This window comes from Bradyrhizobium tropiciagri, assembly GCF_001189845.1.
GTDB classification, from domain to species: domain Bacteria; phylum Pseudomonadota; class Alphaproteobacteria; order Rhizobiales; family Xanthobacteraceae; genus Bradyrhizobium; species Bradyrhizobium tropiciagri.
Genome location: NZ_LFLZ01000054.1, coordinates 25,921 through 44,018, shown reverse-complemented (window position 1 = coordinate 44,018; position 18,098 = coordinate 25,921). Strand labels below are relative to the sequence as shown.

Annotated in this window: 14 protein-coding genes and 1 pseudogene; 5 read left to right on the top strand and 10 right to left on the bottom strand. The window is 66.3% G+C overall.

The features are described from left to right. Positions 1-253 precede the first annotated feature (253 nt). The 10 genes and pseudogenes from AKN84_RS32025 to AKN84_RS31980 form a co-directional block, all read right to left on the bottom strand. Positions 254-1,762: a glycerol-3-phosphate dehydrogenase gene (locus tag AKN84_RS32025; RefSeq protein WP_050424468.1), complete on the bottom strand. Its 1,509-nt coding sequence runs from the start codon at positions 1,760-1,762 to the stop codon at positions 254-256. Continuing rightward, positions 1,759-2,487: a class II aldolase/adducin family protein gene (locus tag AKN84_RS32020; RefSeq protein WP_050424467.1), complete on the bottom strand. Its 729-nt coding sequence runs from the start codon at positions 2,485-2,487 to the stop codon at positions 1,759-1,761. Before AKN84_RS32020 ends, AKN84_RS32025 begins: the two co-directional genes overlap by 4 nt. Before the next feature lie 34 nt (positions 2,488-2,521). Continuing rightward, positions 2,522-3,562: a 2-hydroxyacid dehydrogenase gene (locus tag AKN84_RS32015; RefSeq protein WP_050424486.1), complete on the bottom strand. Its 1,041-nt coding sequence runs from the start codon at positions 3,560-3,562 to the stop codon at positions 2,522-2,524. Beyond that, a complete protein-coding gene (locus AKN84_RS32010; RefSeq protein WP_050424466.1) occupies positions 3,555-5,135 on the bottom strand; it encodes an FGGY-family carbohydrate kinase in 1,581 nt (526 codons plus the stop codon). The genes AKN84_RS32015 and AKN84_RS32010 overlap by 8 nt, the downstream gene beginning before the upstream one ends. Before the next feature lie 2 nt (positions 5,136-5,137). Then, a complete protein-coding gene (locus AKN84_RS32005; RefSeq protein ID WP_430649947.1) occupies positions 5,138-6,253 on the bottom strand; it encodes an ABC transporter ATP-binding protein in 1,116 nt (371 codons plus the stop codon). Between the two features lie 12 nt (positions 6,254-6,265). Then, positions 6,266-7,363 (bottom strand): ABC transporter ATP-binding protein, encoded by a 1,098-nt coding sequence (locus tag AKN84_RS32000; RefSeq protein ID WP_050424465.1) that lies wholly within the window; start codon positions 7,361-7,363, stop codon positions 6,266-6,268. A 4-nt stretch (positions 7,364-7,367) separates the two neighbouring features. Then, on the bottom strand, positions 7,368-8,225 hold the full coding sequence (locus AKN84_RS31995; protein ID WP_050424464.1) for a carbohydrate ABC transporter permease: 858 nt from the start codon (positions 8,223-8,225) through the stop codon (positions 7,368-7,370). Positions 8,226-8,239: 14 nt separating this feature from the next. Next, a complete protein-coding gene (locus AKN84_RS31990) occupies positions 8,240-9,169 on the bottom strand; it encodes a carbohydrate ABC transporter permease (protein WP_193399700.1) in 930 nt (309 codons plus the stop codon). 117 nt (positions 9,170-9,286) lie between these two features. After that, positions 9,287-10,724 (bottom strand): annotated as a pseudogene (locus AKN84_RS31985) (extracellular solute-binding protein). Positions 10,725-10,752: 28 nt separating this feature from the next. After that, the gene (locus AKN84_RS31980; protein WP_050424462.1) at positions 10,753-11,769 is read right to left on the bottom strand and encodes a sugar-binding transcriptional regulator; all 1,017 of its coding nucleotides are present in this window, start codon (positions 11,767-11,769) and stop codon (positions 10,753-10,755) included. A gap of 134 nt (positions 11,770-11,903) precedes the next feature. On the opposite strand from AKN84_RS31980, the gene AKN84_RS31975 reads away from it, so the two are divergent. The 5 genes from AKN84_RS31975 to AKN84_RS31955 all read left to right on the top strand — a co-directional run bounded on the left by AKN84_RS31975 (position 11,904) and on the right by AKN84_RS31955 (position 18,076). Continuing rightward, entirely contained in the window at positions 11,904-13,184 is a 1,281-nt protein-coding gene (locus tag AKN84_RS31975) for an FGGY-family carbohydrate kinase (protein ID WP_050424461.1), read from the top strand. Beyond that, positions 13,181-14,050 carry a TIGR01459 family HAD-type hydrolase gene (locus AKN84_RS31970; protein WP_050424460.1) on the top strand — a complete coding sequence of 290 codons (870 nt, stop codon included), beginning with the start codon at positions 13,181-13,183 and terminating at the stop codon, positions 14,048-14,050. Before AKN84_RS31975 ends, AKN84_RS31970 begins: the two co-directional genes overlap by 4 nt. Positions 14,051-14,058: 8 nt before the next feature. Then, positions 14,059-15,087 (top strand): class II aldolase/adducin family protein, encoded by a 1,029-nt coding sequence (locus AKN84_RS31965; RefSeq protein ID WP_050424459.1) that lies wholly within the window; start codon positions 14,059-14,061, stop codon positions 15,085-15,087. Positions 15,088-15,312: 225 nt separating this feature from the next. Further along, entirely contained in the window at positions 15,313-16,770 is a 1,458-nt protein-coding gene (locus AKN84_RS31960) for an SLC13 family permease (RefSeq protein ID WP_050424458.1), read from the top strand. A 28-nt stretch (positions 16,771-16,798) separates the two neighbouring features. After that, positions 16,799-18,076: a CaiB/BaiF CoA transferase family protein gene (locus AKN84_RS31955; protein WP_050424457.1), complete on the top strand. Its 1,278-nt coding sequence runs from the start codon at positions 16,799-16,801 to the stop codon at positions 18,074-18,076. The last annotated feature ends 22 nt before the right edge of the window (positions 18,077-18,098 follow it).

Genomic DNA, 18,098 nt, shown 5'->3' with positions numbered 1-18,098 from the left:
GAGTAGATCGTGAACGGGCCGCACCAAAAACCGCACCAGATACGTCCACTTTACGTTCGTGCGCATGTTCGCGAGGGCAACGGGCAACCTTGAGTGACGGTGAGTTGCTTCGCCGGGCATCCAGAAAGACCACACAACCATGCCGAGTTTGGATCGAGGAATCGAACGTTTCGGTACAGAAGTCGCCAGCTCCGAGCGGTCCACCACCTTTCGAATGGCGCCGTGCTGCACCTTATTCGGATGCGCATCCACTCTACAATGAGCTCTCGAACGCCAGCCGCTCGGCCGGCGTCAAATGCAGGCCGTGCTTGGTGCGCCGATCCAGGAAGTCGGCAGGCTTCCTGGCCCACTCCTTCTCGCGAAGATACGCCACCTCGCGGTCATAAAAATCGCCGCCGAAATGACGGCCGAGATCGACCGTGCTGCGGGCCGAGCCGAGCAGCTCGCGCGCGCGCGTCCCGTAGAGCCGCGCATAGTGATGGATCAGCCTTTGCGGCAGATCGGGATAGTCGCTCGCGAGCGCGCGGGAGAAACCATCGAAGCTACCGCCGACGTCGCCGCCCGGCAGCGGCCGGTGCGCGGTCCAGGCCGGCGACAGTCTTGGAAACCACGGCGCGAGGCGCTGCATCGCCTGCTCGGCGAGCCGGCGATAGGTCGTGATCTTGCCGCCGAAGATCGAGAGCAGCGGCGGCGCGCCCTCCGCGCCGTGAACCTCGAACACATAGTCGCGCGTCACGGCCGACGGATTGTCGGCATTGTCGTCGTAGAGCGGCCGCACGCCGGAGAAGGCGTGCACGATCTCGCTCGACTGCGGCGGCGTCCGGAAATAGCGTCGCAGGACCTGCAGCAGATAATCCGTCTCGTCGTCGCCGATCGCGACATCCTCGGCACGGCCCTGATAGGGAATGTCTGTCGTGCCGATCAATGCGAGACCGTCCTCATAGGGATTGACGAAGATCACGCGGCGATCGGTATTCTGCAGCAGATAGGCCTGCGGCCCGTTCCAGAATTTCGGAACAACGATGTGGCTGCCCTTGACCAGCCGCACACGCTGGGCGGAGTTCAGCCCCGCGACATCCTGGATGACATCCTGCACCCATGGCCCGGCGGCGTTGACCAGCGCGCGCGCCCGCACGACCTGCGCGGTGCCGTCATCGCCCTGCATCTCGAGCAGCCAGGTCTCGCCGTCGCGGCGCGCACGCACCGCCCGCGTCCGCGGCAGGATGCAGGCACCGCTCTGCGCGGCATCGATCAGGTTGAGGATCACCAGCCTGCTGTCATCGACCCAGCAGTCTGAATATTCAAAACCTCGCCGAAACTCCTGATGCAGCGGCGCGCCCTCCGGGGCCTGCGACAGATCCAGGCTGCGGCTCGCCGGCAGCTGTTTGCGGCCGCCGAGATGGTCGTAGAGCAACAGCCCGGTGCGGACCAGCCAGGCCGGCCGCTGCTCCGGCGAATGCGGCAGCACGAAGCGCATCGGCCAGATGATGTGGGGCGCGGACGCGAGCAGCACCTCGCGCTCGATCAGCGCCTCGCGCACCAGGCGGAACTCGTAATATTCGAGATAACGCAGCCCGCCATGGATCAGCTTGCCCGAGCGCGACGAGGTGCCCTCGGCGAAATCATCCTTCTCGCAGAGCAGGACCTTCAGTCCGCGGCCGGCGGCGTCGCGGGCGATGCCGGCGCCGTTGATACCGCCACCGATGACCGCGATATCGACCAGCCCGTGATCCCTGCCTGCGACCGGCGCAGTGCCCGTCATCGCTTGCTGCTGCGCCGTTTCTCGGCGCGACGCGGCGCCGCCTTGGTCGTCGCGCGGGCCTTGCTCGGCTTCGGCGCCTGCAAGCCATAGGTCGAGAACCCCTTCGCGGTGTCGGCAATCTCCTCGTCGGACAGGATGATCCGCGAATCGAGCGCGAGCGAGAGATAGTATTGCCGCGCGATGGTCTCGAGCTCGACCGCGAGCCACATCGCCTTGTCGAGATTGGCGCCGAGCGCGATCATGCCGTGGTTGGCGAGCAGGCAGCCATTGCGGCCCTCCAGCGCCGCGATCGCGTGGTCGGACAATTCCTTGGTGCCGTAGCGCGCGTAGCCGGCGCAGCGGATGTCGGTGCCGCCGAACGCCGCCATCATGTAATGGCAGGCCGGGATCGGCTTGCGCGCGATCGCCAGCACCGTCGCATAGGTCGAGTGGGTGTGGACGATAGCGCCGACGTCGGGCCGGGCGCGCGTGATGTCGAGATGGAAGCGCCATTCGGTGGACGGCTGCAGCGGCCCCTCCCACGTGCCGTAGTCGCCCTCGAGCGGCATCGACGCGATCATCTCCGGCTTCATCGAATCATAGGGGGTCGCCGACGGCGTGATTAGCATCCGGTCCTTGTAGCGGGCGGAGATGTTGCCTGATGTCCCCTGGTTGAGACCCGACGCATTCATCCATCGGCACTTGGCGATGATTGCCTCGCGCAATTGTCGTTCCTCACGGGTCATTCGGACTGCCTTTCTCTTCAGCACGGCTTTCTTTTCAGCACGGATTGCGTGGCGGCTCGCCGGCCAGGAAGCGGCGAACCTCTTCGGCCGCCTGCTCGGCGGCCACGGTGACGGTGCGCACGGAGGCACCGGCGATGTGCGGCGTCAGCGTGACATTGGGAAGTCGCAAGAGCGGCCAGTCCACCGGGACCGGCTCGACCGCGAAGGTATCGAGCATGGCGCCGCCGAGATGGCCCGACGCCAGCGCATCATGCAGCGCCTCGTAATCGACCAGCGGACCGCGCGCAGTGTTGATCAGGAACGCACCCGGCTTGATCCGCGCCAGCGCGTCGCGGCCAATAAAATGAGTGGTCTCCGGCGTCACCCGCGCATGCAGCGTGATGACGTCAGCGCGGCCGAGCAGCTCGCCGAGCGCGACATGCTCGACGCCGTCGTTGCGGTCCTGGGCGCTGAGCTGCACATACGGATCGGCGACCAGGATCCGGCAGCCGAACGCTTTCAGCAGCTTGACCACGCGGCTGCCGATCGCGCCATAGCCGACAATGCCGACCGTCATCTCGCCGAGCTCGCGCCCGGTGCGATCGGCGCGGTAGAGATCGCCGCGCCATTCCCCGCCGCGCAGCGCCTCATGACCGCTGCGGATCAGGCGCGTCTCGGCAAGAATGGCGCCGATGGTGAACTCCGCCACCGCGCTCGCATTGCGGCCGGGCGTGTTGACCACCAGCACGTTGTGGTCGCGCGCCGCCTGCATGTCGATATTGACCGGGCCGCCGCGCGACACCGCGATGAACCTCAGCTTCGGCAGCCGCTCCAGCATCGACCGCGAGATCGGCGCCAGATGCGTGACCAGCAGTTCCGCATCGCCGATGAAGTCGACGATCTCGTCCGGCTGCCCCATGAATTCCTTCAGGCCATCGAGCTTCGAGCCAGCGTAGCCATGCTCCATCGGCTCGTCCGGCCAGGGTTGCTCCAGGGTGCGGATATCGACGCCATTGCCGCAGGCCGCGCGGATATGCTCGGCGAACATCGACGGCAGCATGAAGCGGTCGCCGATAACGGCGATGGACTTAGACATGGTCGCCTCCGGCGCGCAGCGCGGCGAGTTGCTTCCAGACCGGCCGCGACGCCAGCCTTGCATCGAGATAGGTCGGGAAGATGCTGGCATAGCGCTTCGCCAGCGCGGCGTCAGGCGATTGCGGGGCGCTCAGATGCGGCGTGACCCACTGCTCGGCACAGGCGCGCATGTCGGGATGGGCATCGATCGCGACTGCGGCGATCATCGCCGCGCCTGCCGCGCCGGCCTCGGCACGGCTGCAGATCCGGACGTCGCAATCCAGCGCGGCCCCGAGAATGGCACCGAGTGCGCGGCTCTTCGCCGCGCCGCCGGTGATTCGGACATCACGCGGCAGCGCACCCATCGCGGCGTAGCAATCCCGCGCGGCGAACGCCAGGCCCTCCATCACGCCGCGCATCAGATCGCCATAGCGGTGGCGCGAACGCAGGCCGAAGAACTGCGCGCTGGCCTCATGCGCGACGAATGGGCCACGCTCACCTGCATCTGAAATAAACGGATGGAACAGCACCTCGCCGGGCTTGGCCCGTAGCACCTGATCGTCGAGCCGGCGGATCAGCTCGGTGCGGGTCCGCGTCACGCCTTCAGCCGCCAGCAAGTCGCAGGCGAGATCGAGCATCCAGTCGATGTTCAGCGTCGCCGCCATGTTGGACTGCATCTGGGCATAGTGACCCGGCACCGGGAACGGCATGGTGTATCCGGTTGCCTCCCGGTTCAGCGTCACCGCGTCTGCGCTCGACACCAGCCGCATATGCATGCCGGTCGAGCCGATGATGGTGCAGCCGACATCGGGCGACGGATCGTACAGCCCGGCCCCCAGCGCATTGCAGATCACGTCGACATAGCCGAGGCAGACCGGCACGCCCTCCGGCAGGCCGATCTCGATGGCCGCCGCTGCGGTGAGCGGATGCGTCATGACCGCACCGTCGACGACCGGCGGGAACAGGCGCGTCAGGTCGTCGATACCGATCAACCGGGCCGTCTCCGCATCGAAATCGCGCTTGCGGAAATCGCCGCAGGAAAACGTGGCTTCCGACGGATCGGTTGCGCGCTCGCCGGTGAGCAGGAAATAGAGCCAGTCCTTGCAATGGAACGCTGTTGTCGCCCTGGCGATCGCCTCGGGCCTATGCGCTTGCAGCCACGACAGTTGCGGCCCCTGCTGGCAGGCATTGAGCCCGGAGCCGGTTCGGCGGTAGAGCGGCGCGTTGCGCTCGCTTGAGCGGATCTCCTCGACCAGCCGCCCGGCGCGCGAGTCGAGCCACAGCAGCGCCGGCGCAACCGGCCGGCCGTCGTCATCGATCAGCCAGGTGCCGTCGCCCTGCCCGGTCACCGCGATCGCCGCGATCCGCGCGGACAGATCGGGTACTGACTTCGCGAGCGCACGAATGACCGCGACCGTATCGGTCCAGGTCCGCGCCATGTCTTGCTCGACATGGCCGCCGGCCAGGCTGCTATAGGTATTCGGCCGCGAGACGTCGGCAAGCTGCTCGCCGGCCAGTGTGAACGCCACCGCCTTGATCAGCGAGGTGCCGGCATCGATGCCGATGATGACGTCGCGGCTTGCGGAAGCGGCCATGGTCAGGTCACCTCCGCATGGCGAAGGCAGGTTCCGTCGCTGCCGAAGATGTGCAGGTGACGCGGCTCCAGCGCGAACGGCACGATGTCGCCCGGCCGTGCGGCGACGCGCCCCGGCGTCACCGCGATCAGCATGCGGCCGCCGCCATCGCCGGCGATGTGCGACTGGTCGCCGAGCCACTGGTTGGAGACGACCTTGACCCTGACGTCGCCGGTCCCGACCGCGATCTTCTGCGGACGGATGCCGATCCGCACCTGAAATGTGCCGGCGAGCGCCTTCGCCGCCTCGCCGTCGAGCCCGGCACCGCCGATATCGAAAGCCATGTCGGTTCCGACCGACAGGCGGAAGCCGCCATCGGTCCGCGTCACGGCAGCCTCGAGCAAGTTCATCGGCGGCTCGCCGATGAAGCTCGCGACGAACAGATTGGCGGGCCGGCCCTTCAGCTCCTTCTCGCTGGCGAATTGCTGCAGCACGCCGCCCTCCATCACTGCGATGCGGTCGGCCAGCGCGCTGGCTTCGGTCTGGTCGTGGGTGACGAAGATCGCGGTCATGCCGCGCTCGGCGAGTAGGCTCTTGATCCGGCCGCGCAGCACCGCGCGCAGCTGCGGTTCGAGCTGCCCCATCGGCTCATCGAGCAGATAGAGATCGGCATCGCGGACCAGCGCCCGCGCCAGCGACACGCGCTGCTGCTGGCCGCCGGAGATCGCACGCGGATAGCTGTCGAGGATGTCCTCGATCTCGACCAGGCGGGCAATCTCGTCGACACGCCGCGTCACCTCAGCTCGCGACAGCTGGGCGGATTTCAGCGCGAACGCGATGTTCTCGCGGACCGTGAGCGGCGGATAGAGCGAGTAGCCCTCGAAGGCCATTGCGACCTTGCGCCGCGCCGGCGGCAGCTCATGGATCCGCCGCCCGCCGAGCGCGATCGATCCGGCCGAGACGTCCTCGAAACCTGCGATCATGCGCAAGGTCGAGGTCTTGCCGCAGCCCGACGATCCCAACAGCGCGACGATCTCGCCCTTCTCGACCGCCATGTCGAGCGCGCGCACGGCGTGCACCGGCGCCTTGCCGCGACTGCGATAGACCTTGTCGATGCCTCGAAGCTCGAGCATGTCCATGACCATCCGCTCCTATGCCGCCTTGAGCCGGTGCGTCGGCCCGATCCGGAGCCCGGTCGCGCGATCGAACAGCATCGCAGCATCGCTCGCGAAGCGGACGAAGACATTATCGTCGGCCGCACTGTGCGGCACATCCGGCGGCAGCGCTGCCAGCCACTCCGTTCCATCGGCGAGACGGAGCAGCAGCACCGCCTTCTCGTGCATCGGGGTGATCGCGAGGATACGCGCGGGGATGGCGTCATCCGTGGACGCGGAGGAGACCGCAATATCTTCCGGCCGGACGCCAAGCCAGCACGCACCGGCAGGCGCGGCGCCATCGGCGGCACCGAGCCGCATCCGTGCGCCGGCGACCGTGGCCGATAGCACACCATGCTCGGCGACCGGTGAGACTTCGGCGAGGTTGATGGTCGGATCACCGAACAGTCGCGCGATCGCAACCGACGCGGGCTGGGCATAGATATCGGCAGGCGTTGCGACCTGCGCGAGGCGGCCGTCGATCAAGACCGCGATGCGGTCGGCGATCGCCATCGCCTCGCGATAGTCCTGGGTCACGTAGAGCACAGCGGCGGTCCCGCGCCGCAGCAGGTTCGGCAGCTCGAGACGCATCTCGTAGCGCAGCTTGGCGTCGACATTGCGCAGGGGATCATCGAGCAGCAGCACATCCGGATTGCCGATCAGCGCCCGCGCCAACGCCGTGCGCTGCTTCTGCCCGTTCGACAATTCGCGCGGCGCGTGGCTGAGCACGTGCTCGATCTTGAGCAGCTTGCTGATCGCGGCAACGCGGCTGGCAACCTCGTTGCCGCTGGCGCGAAGGCCGCTAGCGATATTGTCGCGGGCGGTCATGTGCGGGAACAGGGCAAAATTCTGGAACGCCATGCCGATGCCGCGCCGCTCCGGCGGGGCGCCGACAACCGAGCGGCCGCCGATCAGGATGTCGCCGTCGTCGGGCTCGAACATCCCCGCGATCATGCGCAACAACACGGTCTTGCCGCTGCCGGACGGCCCGAACACTGCTACGATCTCGCCGGGCTCGACCGCCAGCGACAATCCGTCGGCGGGCCGCGCCGCACCGAATGCCTTGCTCACCGAATTGATATCGAGACGCGCCATCGGTTCAGCCTTTCACCGCGCCGAGCGAGAGACCCTCGACCAGGTAGCGCTGCGCATAGAGCGCGAGCAACAGCGTCGGCGTCACCGACAGCACAATCGCCGCCGCGATCTGCCCGTACTGGATTCCCGACGCGGTGACGAAGGCCAGCGCGCCGACCGTCACCGGTTGCTTGTCGGCGGACGCTAAAATCAGCGCGAAGACGAAATTGTTCCAGCAGAAGATGAACGACAGCAACCCCGCCGCGGCGATGCCCGGCCCCGCCAGCGGCACCGCGATCCGGGTGAAGGCCTCACGCCAGGAATGCCCGGCCAGCCGGTAGGCATGCTCGATGTCGGGGCTGATATCCTCGAAATAGCCGCGCACGATCCACAGGATCAGCGGCAGCGCGATCAGCTGATAGACCCAGACGATGCCAAAGTAAGTGTCGTTGAGCCCGAGCTCCTGGTAGTACAGCGACAACGGCAGCAGCACGAGCAGCGGCGGCGCGAAGCGGAACGACAGCAGCGTGAAGGCGATGCTCTCGCCGAGCCGGAACTTGAACCGCGCAAAGGCGTAGGCGGCCGGCACGCCGAGCAGCAGCGCCAGCAGCACCGCCGCGCTCGACAGCACGACGCTGTTGAACAGATTGCGCATGAAGGAGATCTGCAGATTGCCGGCCGCGGTGCGCAGCTGGCCGGAGATCAGCGCCTCGTAATTCGCAAGCGTCGGCTCGAACAGGACCCGCGGCGGAATCCGCAGGATCTGCTCGTTGGTCTGGAACGACATCAGGAAGATCCAGACGATCGGAAACATGAAGAAGATCAGGATCAGCGTGAGCGCCACGCCGCGGAAGACGCGACCGGCAGGGCTGGAATGTTCCATCGCGCCGTTCCCCCTCACGCGTGGCCGTGCGCACGCGCGCGCAGCCGCAGCCAGTTCTTGATGAAGATGTTCGACAGGATGTTGGTGATGAGCCAGAGGATCATCAGCAGCGCCGCCGACCTGCCGACATTGGTGTATTGGAAGAATTCCAGATAGGCCTGCACCTGGAACACCATCAGCCGGTCGCCCGGCCCACCCTGCGTCATAGCGTAGATGATGTCGAACTGCTGGATCGAATCCAGCAGGCGGAACAGCGAGGCCGTGATGATGTAGGGCGCGAGCATCGGCAGCGTGATGCGGAAGAACACGAAGTTCGCCGGCACGCCGTCGAGCGCCGCGGCTTCGAACGGCTGCCGCGGCAGCGAGCGCAGCCCGGCCAGCAGCAGGATCATGATGAACGGCGTGTAGACCCAGACATCGACCAGCACCACCGTGAACAGCGCGCTCGACGGATCGGAGGCCCATTTGAAGTCGGTGACGCCGAACAGGCCGACCAGATAGGACAGGATGCCGAAGCTCGGATTGGTCATCAGCTTCCACATCAGCGCGGCGATCGCCGGCGCCGTCATCAGCGGCAGCAGCAACATGATCGACACCGCATTGTGGAAGCGGGTCGGCCGGCGCAGCAGCAGCGCGATGCCGAGGCCGAGCAGCAGTTCGAACACGACCGTCACTGCGGTATAGGTGATCGAGATCCGGAACGTATTCCAGAACGCCGGATCGGACAGGAAGTCGATGTAGTTGCCGGCACCGATGAAGCCGCGCAGATAAGGCAGGTTCAGCCGGTAGCGCTGCAGCGAATAGACCGCCGCGGTCACGAACGGAACCAGGATCGCCACGCAGACGAGCAGCGCCGGCAGGCTCAGCAGATAGGGCAAGAGGCGCACGCGCGGCCTTGGTTTGGCCGGCGCTGCCTGCGCGTTCGTCTGGAGAAGTTGGACCATGCTCATGATGATAAGAGATCGCGTTCCGCTGGCAAACGCCGCCGGCTCGGATGGGACAAGGCTCCGAGCCGGCGGATGGGTGCGGTGCGGGGGATCAAGCACCGCACAGTCGACCCGTCAGCCGAGACCGGCCTGCTTGAGCTGGCGGTTGATGCTGTCGGCGAGCTTGTCGAGCCCTTCGTCGACGCTGACCTCCTTCGCCACCATCTTCTGCAGCGAGGCGGCCCATTCCGTCGTCAGGTCGAAGAACAGCGGCTGCGCCGTGAAGTAGATCTTGGCGCCGGGCGACGACATGTCGTGCTGATCGAGATAGCCGGGATAGGACTTCGCGATGCGGTCGCGGAACTCGCTGTCCTTCCACACCGAGGTGCGCACCGGATTGACGAAGTCCATCTTGCGCGCGCCGAACAGGTCATGCTCGACGGATGCCGCCCATTGCATGAACAGCCATGCGGCGTCCTTCTGCTTGGAGAAGGTCGACATCGCGAGCGACCAGATCCAGACATTCGGGGTCGGCGCCTTGGCCGCCGGATTGGCGGCGAACGGCGCGTAGCCGAGATGCCCCTTCTCCTTGTTGTCGCCGCCGTTCATGAAGTAGCCAAGGATGTCGGCATCGAAGATCATGCCGGAGGCGCCGGCGCCGAGATCGGTGCCGACCTGGTACCAGGTGTAGGTCGACCAGTTCTTCGGCCGAGGTCTGGATCATCTTGACCCACTTGTCGTGGAATTCCTTCGAGGCCTTGGTGTTCATCGCGGCCTTCAGCTTGCCGCCCTCCATCACGAAGTCCTTCTGGCCGAAATTCGAATAGGCCGACAGGAAGCCCGGATGGATGGTCGCCCAGGAGCGCGAGCCGCGCACGCCGACGCCGTAGGGACCGCCGGCGTCCTTGGTGATCTTGGCCGCGACCTCCAGCATCTCGTCGAGGTTCTTCGGCGGCTTGACGCCGACCTTGTCGAAGACGTTGCGGTTGTAGGTGATGTTGTTGAGCTCATAGCCCCACGGGATACACCACTGCTTGGCCTTGCCGGAGCCGAGCTCAGATCCGGCGACGCCGTCCCACGCGGTGGAGGCACGCAGGCCCGGCAGCACGTCGTCCCAGGCGAACGCCGGATTGGTCTTGGCCGGATCCTTGATGTAGGTGTTGAGGTCCTCGATCCAGCCCGCCGGACCATAGGTCCAGGTCATGTAGGCGCCGGTCATGAAGGCATCGTACTGGTCCGACTTCGACGACAGCGCCGCCGTCACCTTGTCGAAATAGACGTCCTCCGGGAAGATATCGTAGGTGACGTTCATGCCGGTCAGCGTCTTGAACGCCTCGACGTCGCCGATCATCGCATCGACATAAGGGTGCTTGTTGAGCAGCAGCTTGACGCTCTTGCCGCTCTGCGCCTTCCAGTTGAAGTCCGCGGCCATCGCCTTCGACATCGAGGAGGCGAAGGCGGCGTTTGCGGCAAGGCCGGCGATGCCGAGCTTGGCGGCGCCGTCGAGGAGATCGCGGCGGCTGATGCGTTTGGCAGCGTAGGAGTCGAACAGATTCTTCTCGCGATCGAACATGTATTTCCTCTCCTTGTTGACGCTTGTTTTATTTGTCCTTCCGGGTCTTGCTTCTTGTCTTGCCGGATGTGGTCTCCGGCTTGTCGGTGGCGAGCGCCTTTGCGGTCGCTTCGTCGATGATGAGGCCGTGCAGTACGCCGCTGCGCAGCACCCCGCGCAGTGCGGTCACCTTGGCCGGACCGCCGGCGATGGCGACGATGCGGTGCTTCCTGAGATCGGCCATGCTCATGGAGGTGGCGCGGGCCGACAGATCAGTGTCCAGCACCGTTCCGTCGGCGCTGAAGAAATGTCCGAGCAGATCGGCGCAGGCGCCGACGCGCTTCAGCTCGGCGACCTCGTCCGGCTTGATCATGCCGCTCGCCACCAGAAAGCCGTCATGGCTGACCTGGCCGATACCAACGAACAGCAGCGAGGCCTTGCGCGCCAGCGCGAACACATCGGCGATGCCGAATTGCTGCATCAGGACCGCGCGATCAGCGACCGAATTGGCGAACACCGGCACCGGCAGCAGATAGGCTTCGGCGCCGGTGCGCTCGGCGAGGCGATGAATCACATCGAACGGATTGGCGGCAAATTTCCGCGTCAGTCCGCCGAGCAGCGACACGAATTGCGCGTCGCGCGCCGGCGTCTGCGGCATCTGCTCGACCACGGCGGCGAGCGTGCGGCCATGACCGACGCCGATCACCTTGTCGTCGCCGCGCTCCAGGATCTGACGTAGGAAGCTCGCGCCTTCCAGCGCCAGCGCCTTGAGCGGCAGATCGCTCTCGCCGAGATCGGGCGCGACGCGGCAGAACGAAAGCCCGAAGCGCTGCGTGAGATCGTTCTCCAGCGCGACGCATTCGGCGACCGGCCCCTCGACGAAGACGCGGATCATGCCCTCGCGGCTGGCGCGCGCGATCAGGCGGTGCGCCTTGGTGCTCTGGATGTTGAGACGGTCGGCGACCTCCGACTGCGTCAGCCCCGCCGCGAAATACAGCCACGCCGCGCGGGTCGCGAGCGACGCCTCGCCGTCGATCGTCGGCAGCCTGTCGGGCGATGTGGCCATGTCCGGAAAAGTCCGCTTGCAAAATTCTTCACGCCCTGCAAAAAATTGCAGAGGCCGAACGGGGCGTCAATCCCCTAAACGTGCTGCAGCGCAACCAACGTCAACGCGCGGGCACGAGAGAGCGGTGAGGTCGGATGGGAGGCTTGTATCTCGGCATCGATGTCGGAACCGGCGGCGTCCGCGCCTGTGCGATCGATCCGCAGGCCGGCATCCGCGGCTTCGCTTCGATCGCGCTGCCAGCGCCACGCGTCGACGGCAACGCCATCGACCAGAACCCGGAGTTCTGGTGGCAGGCCGCGATGGCCGCGATCCGCAAGCTCGGCGAGACTGTTCCTCTTGGCGATGTCACGCGCATCGTCGTCGACGGCACATCAGGCACGCTGCTGCTGGTCGATGCGGCCGGCCGCCCCTGCTCGCCTGGGCTGATGTACAACGACGCGCGCGCCACCCATGAGGCCGCGCGCGTCGCGGCGATCGCACCGCTTGAAAGCGGCGCGCATGGCGCGAGCAGCGCGCTCGCCAAGCTGCTCTATCTGCAGAATGACGGCTATGTCGGCGATGCGCGCCACGCGGTGCACCAGGCGGACTGGATCGCGGGGCGGCTCGCGAACCATCATGGCATCAGCGATGAGAACAACGCCCTGAAGCTCGGCTACGACCCGGTCGCGCGCGCCTGGCCGTCCTGGCTTGACCAGCTCGGCGTGCGCGACGATCTGCTTCCCGAAGTGCTGGTGCCGGGAACGCCATTTTCCGAGCTGGATCCGCAGATCGCGCGTTCGCTCGGGTTGCCCGCCACGGCCCACGTCGCGGCCGGCACCACCGATGGCGTTGCCGCCTTCATCGCGACCCGGGCCGACCAGCCGGGCGATGCCGTCACCTCGCTCGGCACCACGCTGGTGGTGAAGCAGCTCGCGACCCAGCCGATCTTCGCGGCCGATCAGGGCGTCTATTCGCATCGGCTCGGCGAGCGCTGGCTTGCCGGCGGCGCCTCGAACTCCGGCGGCGCCGCGCTGCTGCTGCATTTCACCGCCGACGAGATGGAGCGGCTGACACCGCAAGTGGTGCCGGATGCACCGACCGGGCTCGACTACTATCCGCTGCCGAAGCCCGGCGAGCGCTTCCCGATCGCGGATCCCGCGCTGGCCGCGCGGATCACGCCGCGCCCGGCGGAAGATTGCCGCTTCTTCCAGGGCCTGCTCGAAGGCATCGCCTCGGTCGAAGCCCTCGCCTACCGGCAGCTGGCACGGCTCGGCGCACCGCGCCTGCGCCGCGTCGTCGGCATCGGCGGCGGCGCCAAGAACGATGCATGGACCAGAATCAGACATCGCGTGCTCGGTGTTCCCGTCTCGGTCGCCGAGCAGACCGAAGCAAGCTACGGCGCCGCACTGCTCGCGCTGAACGGAGGTCCGCCATGAAGGCCGATGCGACCGCGATCGCCGGCCTTCACCTCATCGCCGACCGCTTCGATCATGTGCTGCTCGATCAATGGGGCACGCTGCACGAGGGGCTCGCGGTGTTCCCCGCGGCGCTGGACTGCGTGGCGCGGTTGCGCGAGGCCGGCAAGCGGATCCTGATCCTCTCCAATTCCGGCAAGCGCGCCGGCAGCAACGAGCGGCGCCTTGCCGCGCTCGGCCTGCCGCCCGAGGCGTATGACGGCGTTTTATCCTCGGGCGAGGTCACCTGGCGCGGCCTGCATGCGCGCGAGCAGGCGCCGTTCGCAGAACTCGGACGCGCCTGCTTCCTGATCTCGCGCGATGCGGACCGCTCGATCATCGACGGCACCGACCTTGTGATGGCTTCGGACATCCGCGAAGCTGATTTCATCCTGCTCGGCGGGCTCGACGATGACGCAGCCGATCCCGAGCGCTGGCGTGCGCAGCTCACGACCGCGGCGTCACGTCGGCTGCCGATGCTGTGTGCCAATCCGGACCTCGTGATGTTCGGCGCCGCGGGCCTGATCCCTGCGCCCGGCGCGCTCGCCGCGTTCTACCAATCGCTCGGCGGCACGGTACTGTTCGTCGGCAAACCGTATCCGCCGATGTTCGCCGCCGCGCGCGATCAACTGGGACATCCACCGCCGGAACGGATCCTCGTCATCGGCGACTCCCTCGATCACGATATTGCCGGTGGACGCGCCGCCGGCATGCTGACCCTCTTGATCGGCTCCGGCGCACACCGTGCGACGCTTGCGCAGGCGCGCGATCTGCCGCAGGCGATCAAGACCGCGGCCGGCGCCGCGGCGCGGATGCCGCATTGGACGATGGACCATCTGATTTGGTGAGAGCCGAGATGCGACCGCCTCAAACGCTGAACGGACTGCGCTGCATGTCGGCACGCGTCGGCCGGAATATCCTGCTGGTGCAAGGCGCCGGCGGCAATTCGTCTATGAAGGATGGCGACGTGCTGTGGGTGAAAGCATCAGGCACCTGGCTCGCCGATGCCGAGGACAAGGAGATTTTCGTGCCGGTCGCATTGTCGGCGGCACGCGCGGCGCTGACGCAAGGTGACGAGCGCGTGCCGCTCGCGCCGAATGCCGGAACGACGCTGCGCGCCTCGATCGAGACCTCGCTGCATGCGTTGATGCCGCACCGGATCGTGCTGCATGTGCATTCGGTCAACACCATCGCATGGGCGGTGCGCACCGATGCGCGCGACGAGTTTGCCCGGCGATTGGATGGGATGGCCTGGCGCTATCTCGACTATCACCATCCGGGGCTGCCGCTCGCGCGCGCGGTCAGCCAGGCGATCGCGGAGGATGCCGTCGACGTCCTGATCCTCGGCAATCACGGCCTGGTGGTCGGCGCTGCCACCTGCGACGCGGCGGAGGCGCTGGTGGCCGACGTCGAGCAACGCCTGACGCTGGAGCAGCGTCACGCGCCGGCTGCGGATCGTGACGCACTCCGGACGATCAGCGTCGGCACGACCTATCGACTGCCGCGGGATCCGCGCAGCCACGACATTGCCACCGACCGCTACAGCCGCGCGGTCGCGACCAGCGGCTCGCTCTATCCCGATCACGTCGTCTTCCTTGGCCCTGGCCTGCCAGTCCTGGAGCGTCACGAGAGCCTGAGCGTCATGACCGCGCAGATCATCGCGAACGGCCTGCCGCCGCCGGTTGCGCTTCTCATTCCGGATGTCGGCAGCCTCATTCGCGAGGACGCGAGCGATGGCGCCGAAGCCATGCTGAGCTGTCTCGCTCTGGTCACCTGCCGATTGCCCCTGACCGCACAGGTCAACTATCTGACGGCGGAGAATGAGCACGCGCTGCTGAACTGGGACGCCGAGCGGTATCGCCGGCAGCTCACTGCCGATCGCTGATCCACCGGCCACCGTCTTCCGTCGGGCTGACGTCGCCGCAACCGGACGCCTGATTGCAAGGGCGGGGGTCGCGCCCGGTCGCGCACATTCCCGCCGGTTATCGTCTCCTGAAAACTTGCAATTGGACGCTGGTTCGACCCGCGGGCTAATCCCGTCGCGAAGCACAAAATCAAAATCCGTGATGGCACCGATCCATCGCCGCATGCTTCGACAGGGAGAAAACACGTGTCATCTCACGCTCGCGCGGAGACCAGCGAAGGCGCGCCGCGCTCGTTGGAGGCCACGCTGAAGACGGTTGGCGTTCCCGTCGCAATTGCCGTCGCCACCGCGATCTGGCTAAGCCCGACCCCGGAGACGCTGTCCTTGCAGGGACACAAGGCGCTGGCGTTGTTTGGTGGGATTTTCGTGCTCTATCTGACCGAAGCGATCCCATTGGCCATCGCCAGCCTGATGGTGGTGCCGCTCGCGGTGCTGAGCGGAACGGCGCCGCTTCGAACCGCGCTCGACGGCTTTGCCGCTTCGCCCGTGTATCTGATCGTCGGCGCCTTCATCCTCGCGACCGCCATGGTGAAGACCCGGCTCGCCGAGCGCATCACCTACATCATCCTGGCGCGGTTCGGCAGCGCGCCGACGCGGATCACCCTCGGCGTGACGCTGGTCAACATTGCGCTCGCCTTCCTCGTTCCGTCGTCGACGGCACGTACGGCAATCCTGCTGCCGGAATGCCTCAGCATCCTGACGATCTTCGGTGCGACAGCCCGCTCGCCATTCGCCATCAATCTGCTGCTGACCCTCACGATGACCAACGCGACGATCGGCGCCGGCGTGTTGACGGCGACGGTGCCGAATCCCGTCACGGTCGAGTTCGTCGCCAAGATGAGCGGCCACACCATCACCTATGCCGAATGGCTGCTCTACGGATTCCCGCCGGCGCTGGTGATGACCATGTTCACCTGGTGGGTCATCCAGCGCGTCTTTCCGCCGGAGTTCAAGGCCGGCCACGACCAGGCCGACGCCCGCATCTCGCAAAATCTCGCTGCGATGGGATCGATGTCGTCAGCCGAATGGCGCGCCTTGGCGGTGTTCATGCTGGTGACCTGCCTGTGGGCGACGCAGGGTCTCACCGGGCTCGACACCACGGTGGTGTGCCTGATGGGAGCCTGCCTGCTGTTCCTGCCGCACTTCGGCGTGATCGACTGGAACGACGCCAACAAGGGTGTGTCCTGGCAGGTGCTGCTGATTGCCGGCGGCGGCGTGTCGCTCGGCGATATCCTGCTCAAGACCGGCGCCGCCAACTGGCTGGCGAATTCGATCTTCCATGCGCTTGGCCTCGCCGGTGCATCGGCACTGGTCGTCATCGTGGTCGTGATGTTCATCGTGCAGTTCATGCACATCATGTTCGTCGGCACGACTGCCATGGCGACTGCGCTGTTGCCGATCATCCTGGCGATGGCAACGACCGCAGGCGTCAATCCGGTCGCGCTGGCGCTGCCGGCCGGCATGATCATCGGCGGTTACCCGCTGCTGATGTTCTACAACACGCTGCCGAACATCCTCGTCTACGGCACCGGCCGGCTCCGCGTCGAGGACTTCCCACGCGTCGGCGTGATCGTCTGCATCGCCGCCTGCCTGCTCTATGCCCTGTGCGCCGCGACCTGGTGGCACTGGCTCGGGCTGGTCTGATCAATCAAGCATCATCCGGAGAACACCTATGACACTGCCCCTCGCCGGCATTCGTATCCTCGACCTTTCGAACGTGCTTGCCGGTCCGTTCTGCGGCTATCAGCTCGCACGCCTCGGCGCCGAGGTCATCAAGGTCGAAAATCCCAAGGGCGGCGATCTCGCGCGCCGGCTCGGCGCCGATCCGGCAATGGCGAAGAACTTGATGGGCCTGTCGTTCGTCGCCGTGAACGCGGACAAGCAGTCCGTCGCGATCGATTTCAAGGCCGACGAAGGCAAGGAGATCTTCCTTCGTCTCGTCGAGACGGCCGACGTGGTGCTGGAGAATTTCCGGCCGAAGGTCATGGAACGGCTGGGGCTCGGCTATGAGGTGCTCGCCAGGCGCAACCCGCGCATCATCTATTGCGCGATCTCGGGCTTTGGCCAGGACGGCCCGTGGGCAGGCCGGCCGGCCTACGATCAGATCGTTCAAGGGCTTTCCGGCGTCATGAGCGTCACCGGCGATGCCGAAACCGCGCCGCTGCGCACCGGCTTTCCGATCGCCGACACCATCGCGGGCCTCACCGCATCCTTTGCGATCACGGCCGCCCTCGTCGAACAGCGGCAGACCGGGCGCGGGCGGCAGATCGATGTCTCGCTGCTCGAATCGACCTTGGCCGCGATGGGGTGGGTAGTCTCCAACCACCTCAACGGCAATGTCGATCCGCAGCCGATCGGCAACGAGAATTTCACGGCAGCCCCCTCCGGCACGTTCGCGACGGGCTGCGGACCGCTCAACATCGCAGCCAACGAACAGAAGCAGTTCGAAGCGCTTTGCGACATCGTCGGAAGGCCGGAGCTGAAGACCGATCCGCTGTTTCGCGAGCGGCAGTCACGCAAGGACTACCGCGTCGCCTTGAAGCGCGAGCTCGAGGTCGCGCTCGCCGCCAAGTCCGCCGCCGAATGGGAAACGCTGTTCAACGCCAAGGGCGTTCCAGCCGGATGCGTTCTGAGCGTGCCGCAGGTGCTCAACGAAGCGCAGATCGTCGGCCGCAAATTCGTCGAGAGCCTGAAGGCTGAGGTCTCGGGCGGCCAGACGATGCGGGTCACGCGCCCGGGCTTCCGGCTCGAGAGCGACTATCCGGAACCATCGCCGCCGCCGAGCCTCGGCCAGCACACCGAGAAATGGCTCGGACAGCTCGGCTTCACACGCGACGAGATCCGAGCGCTCGGCGAGCGCGGCGTCGTCGCCTTCGACAACCGGCCGACCGTGAAGGAGACCGTCAAGATGCCGGACCTGAAGGCGCGCGCCGAAACCTCAAGCACTTAAGACGCAATCGAGGACAGATGCC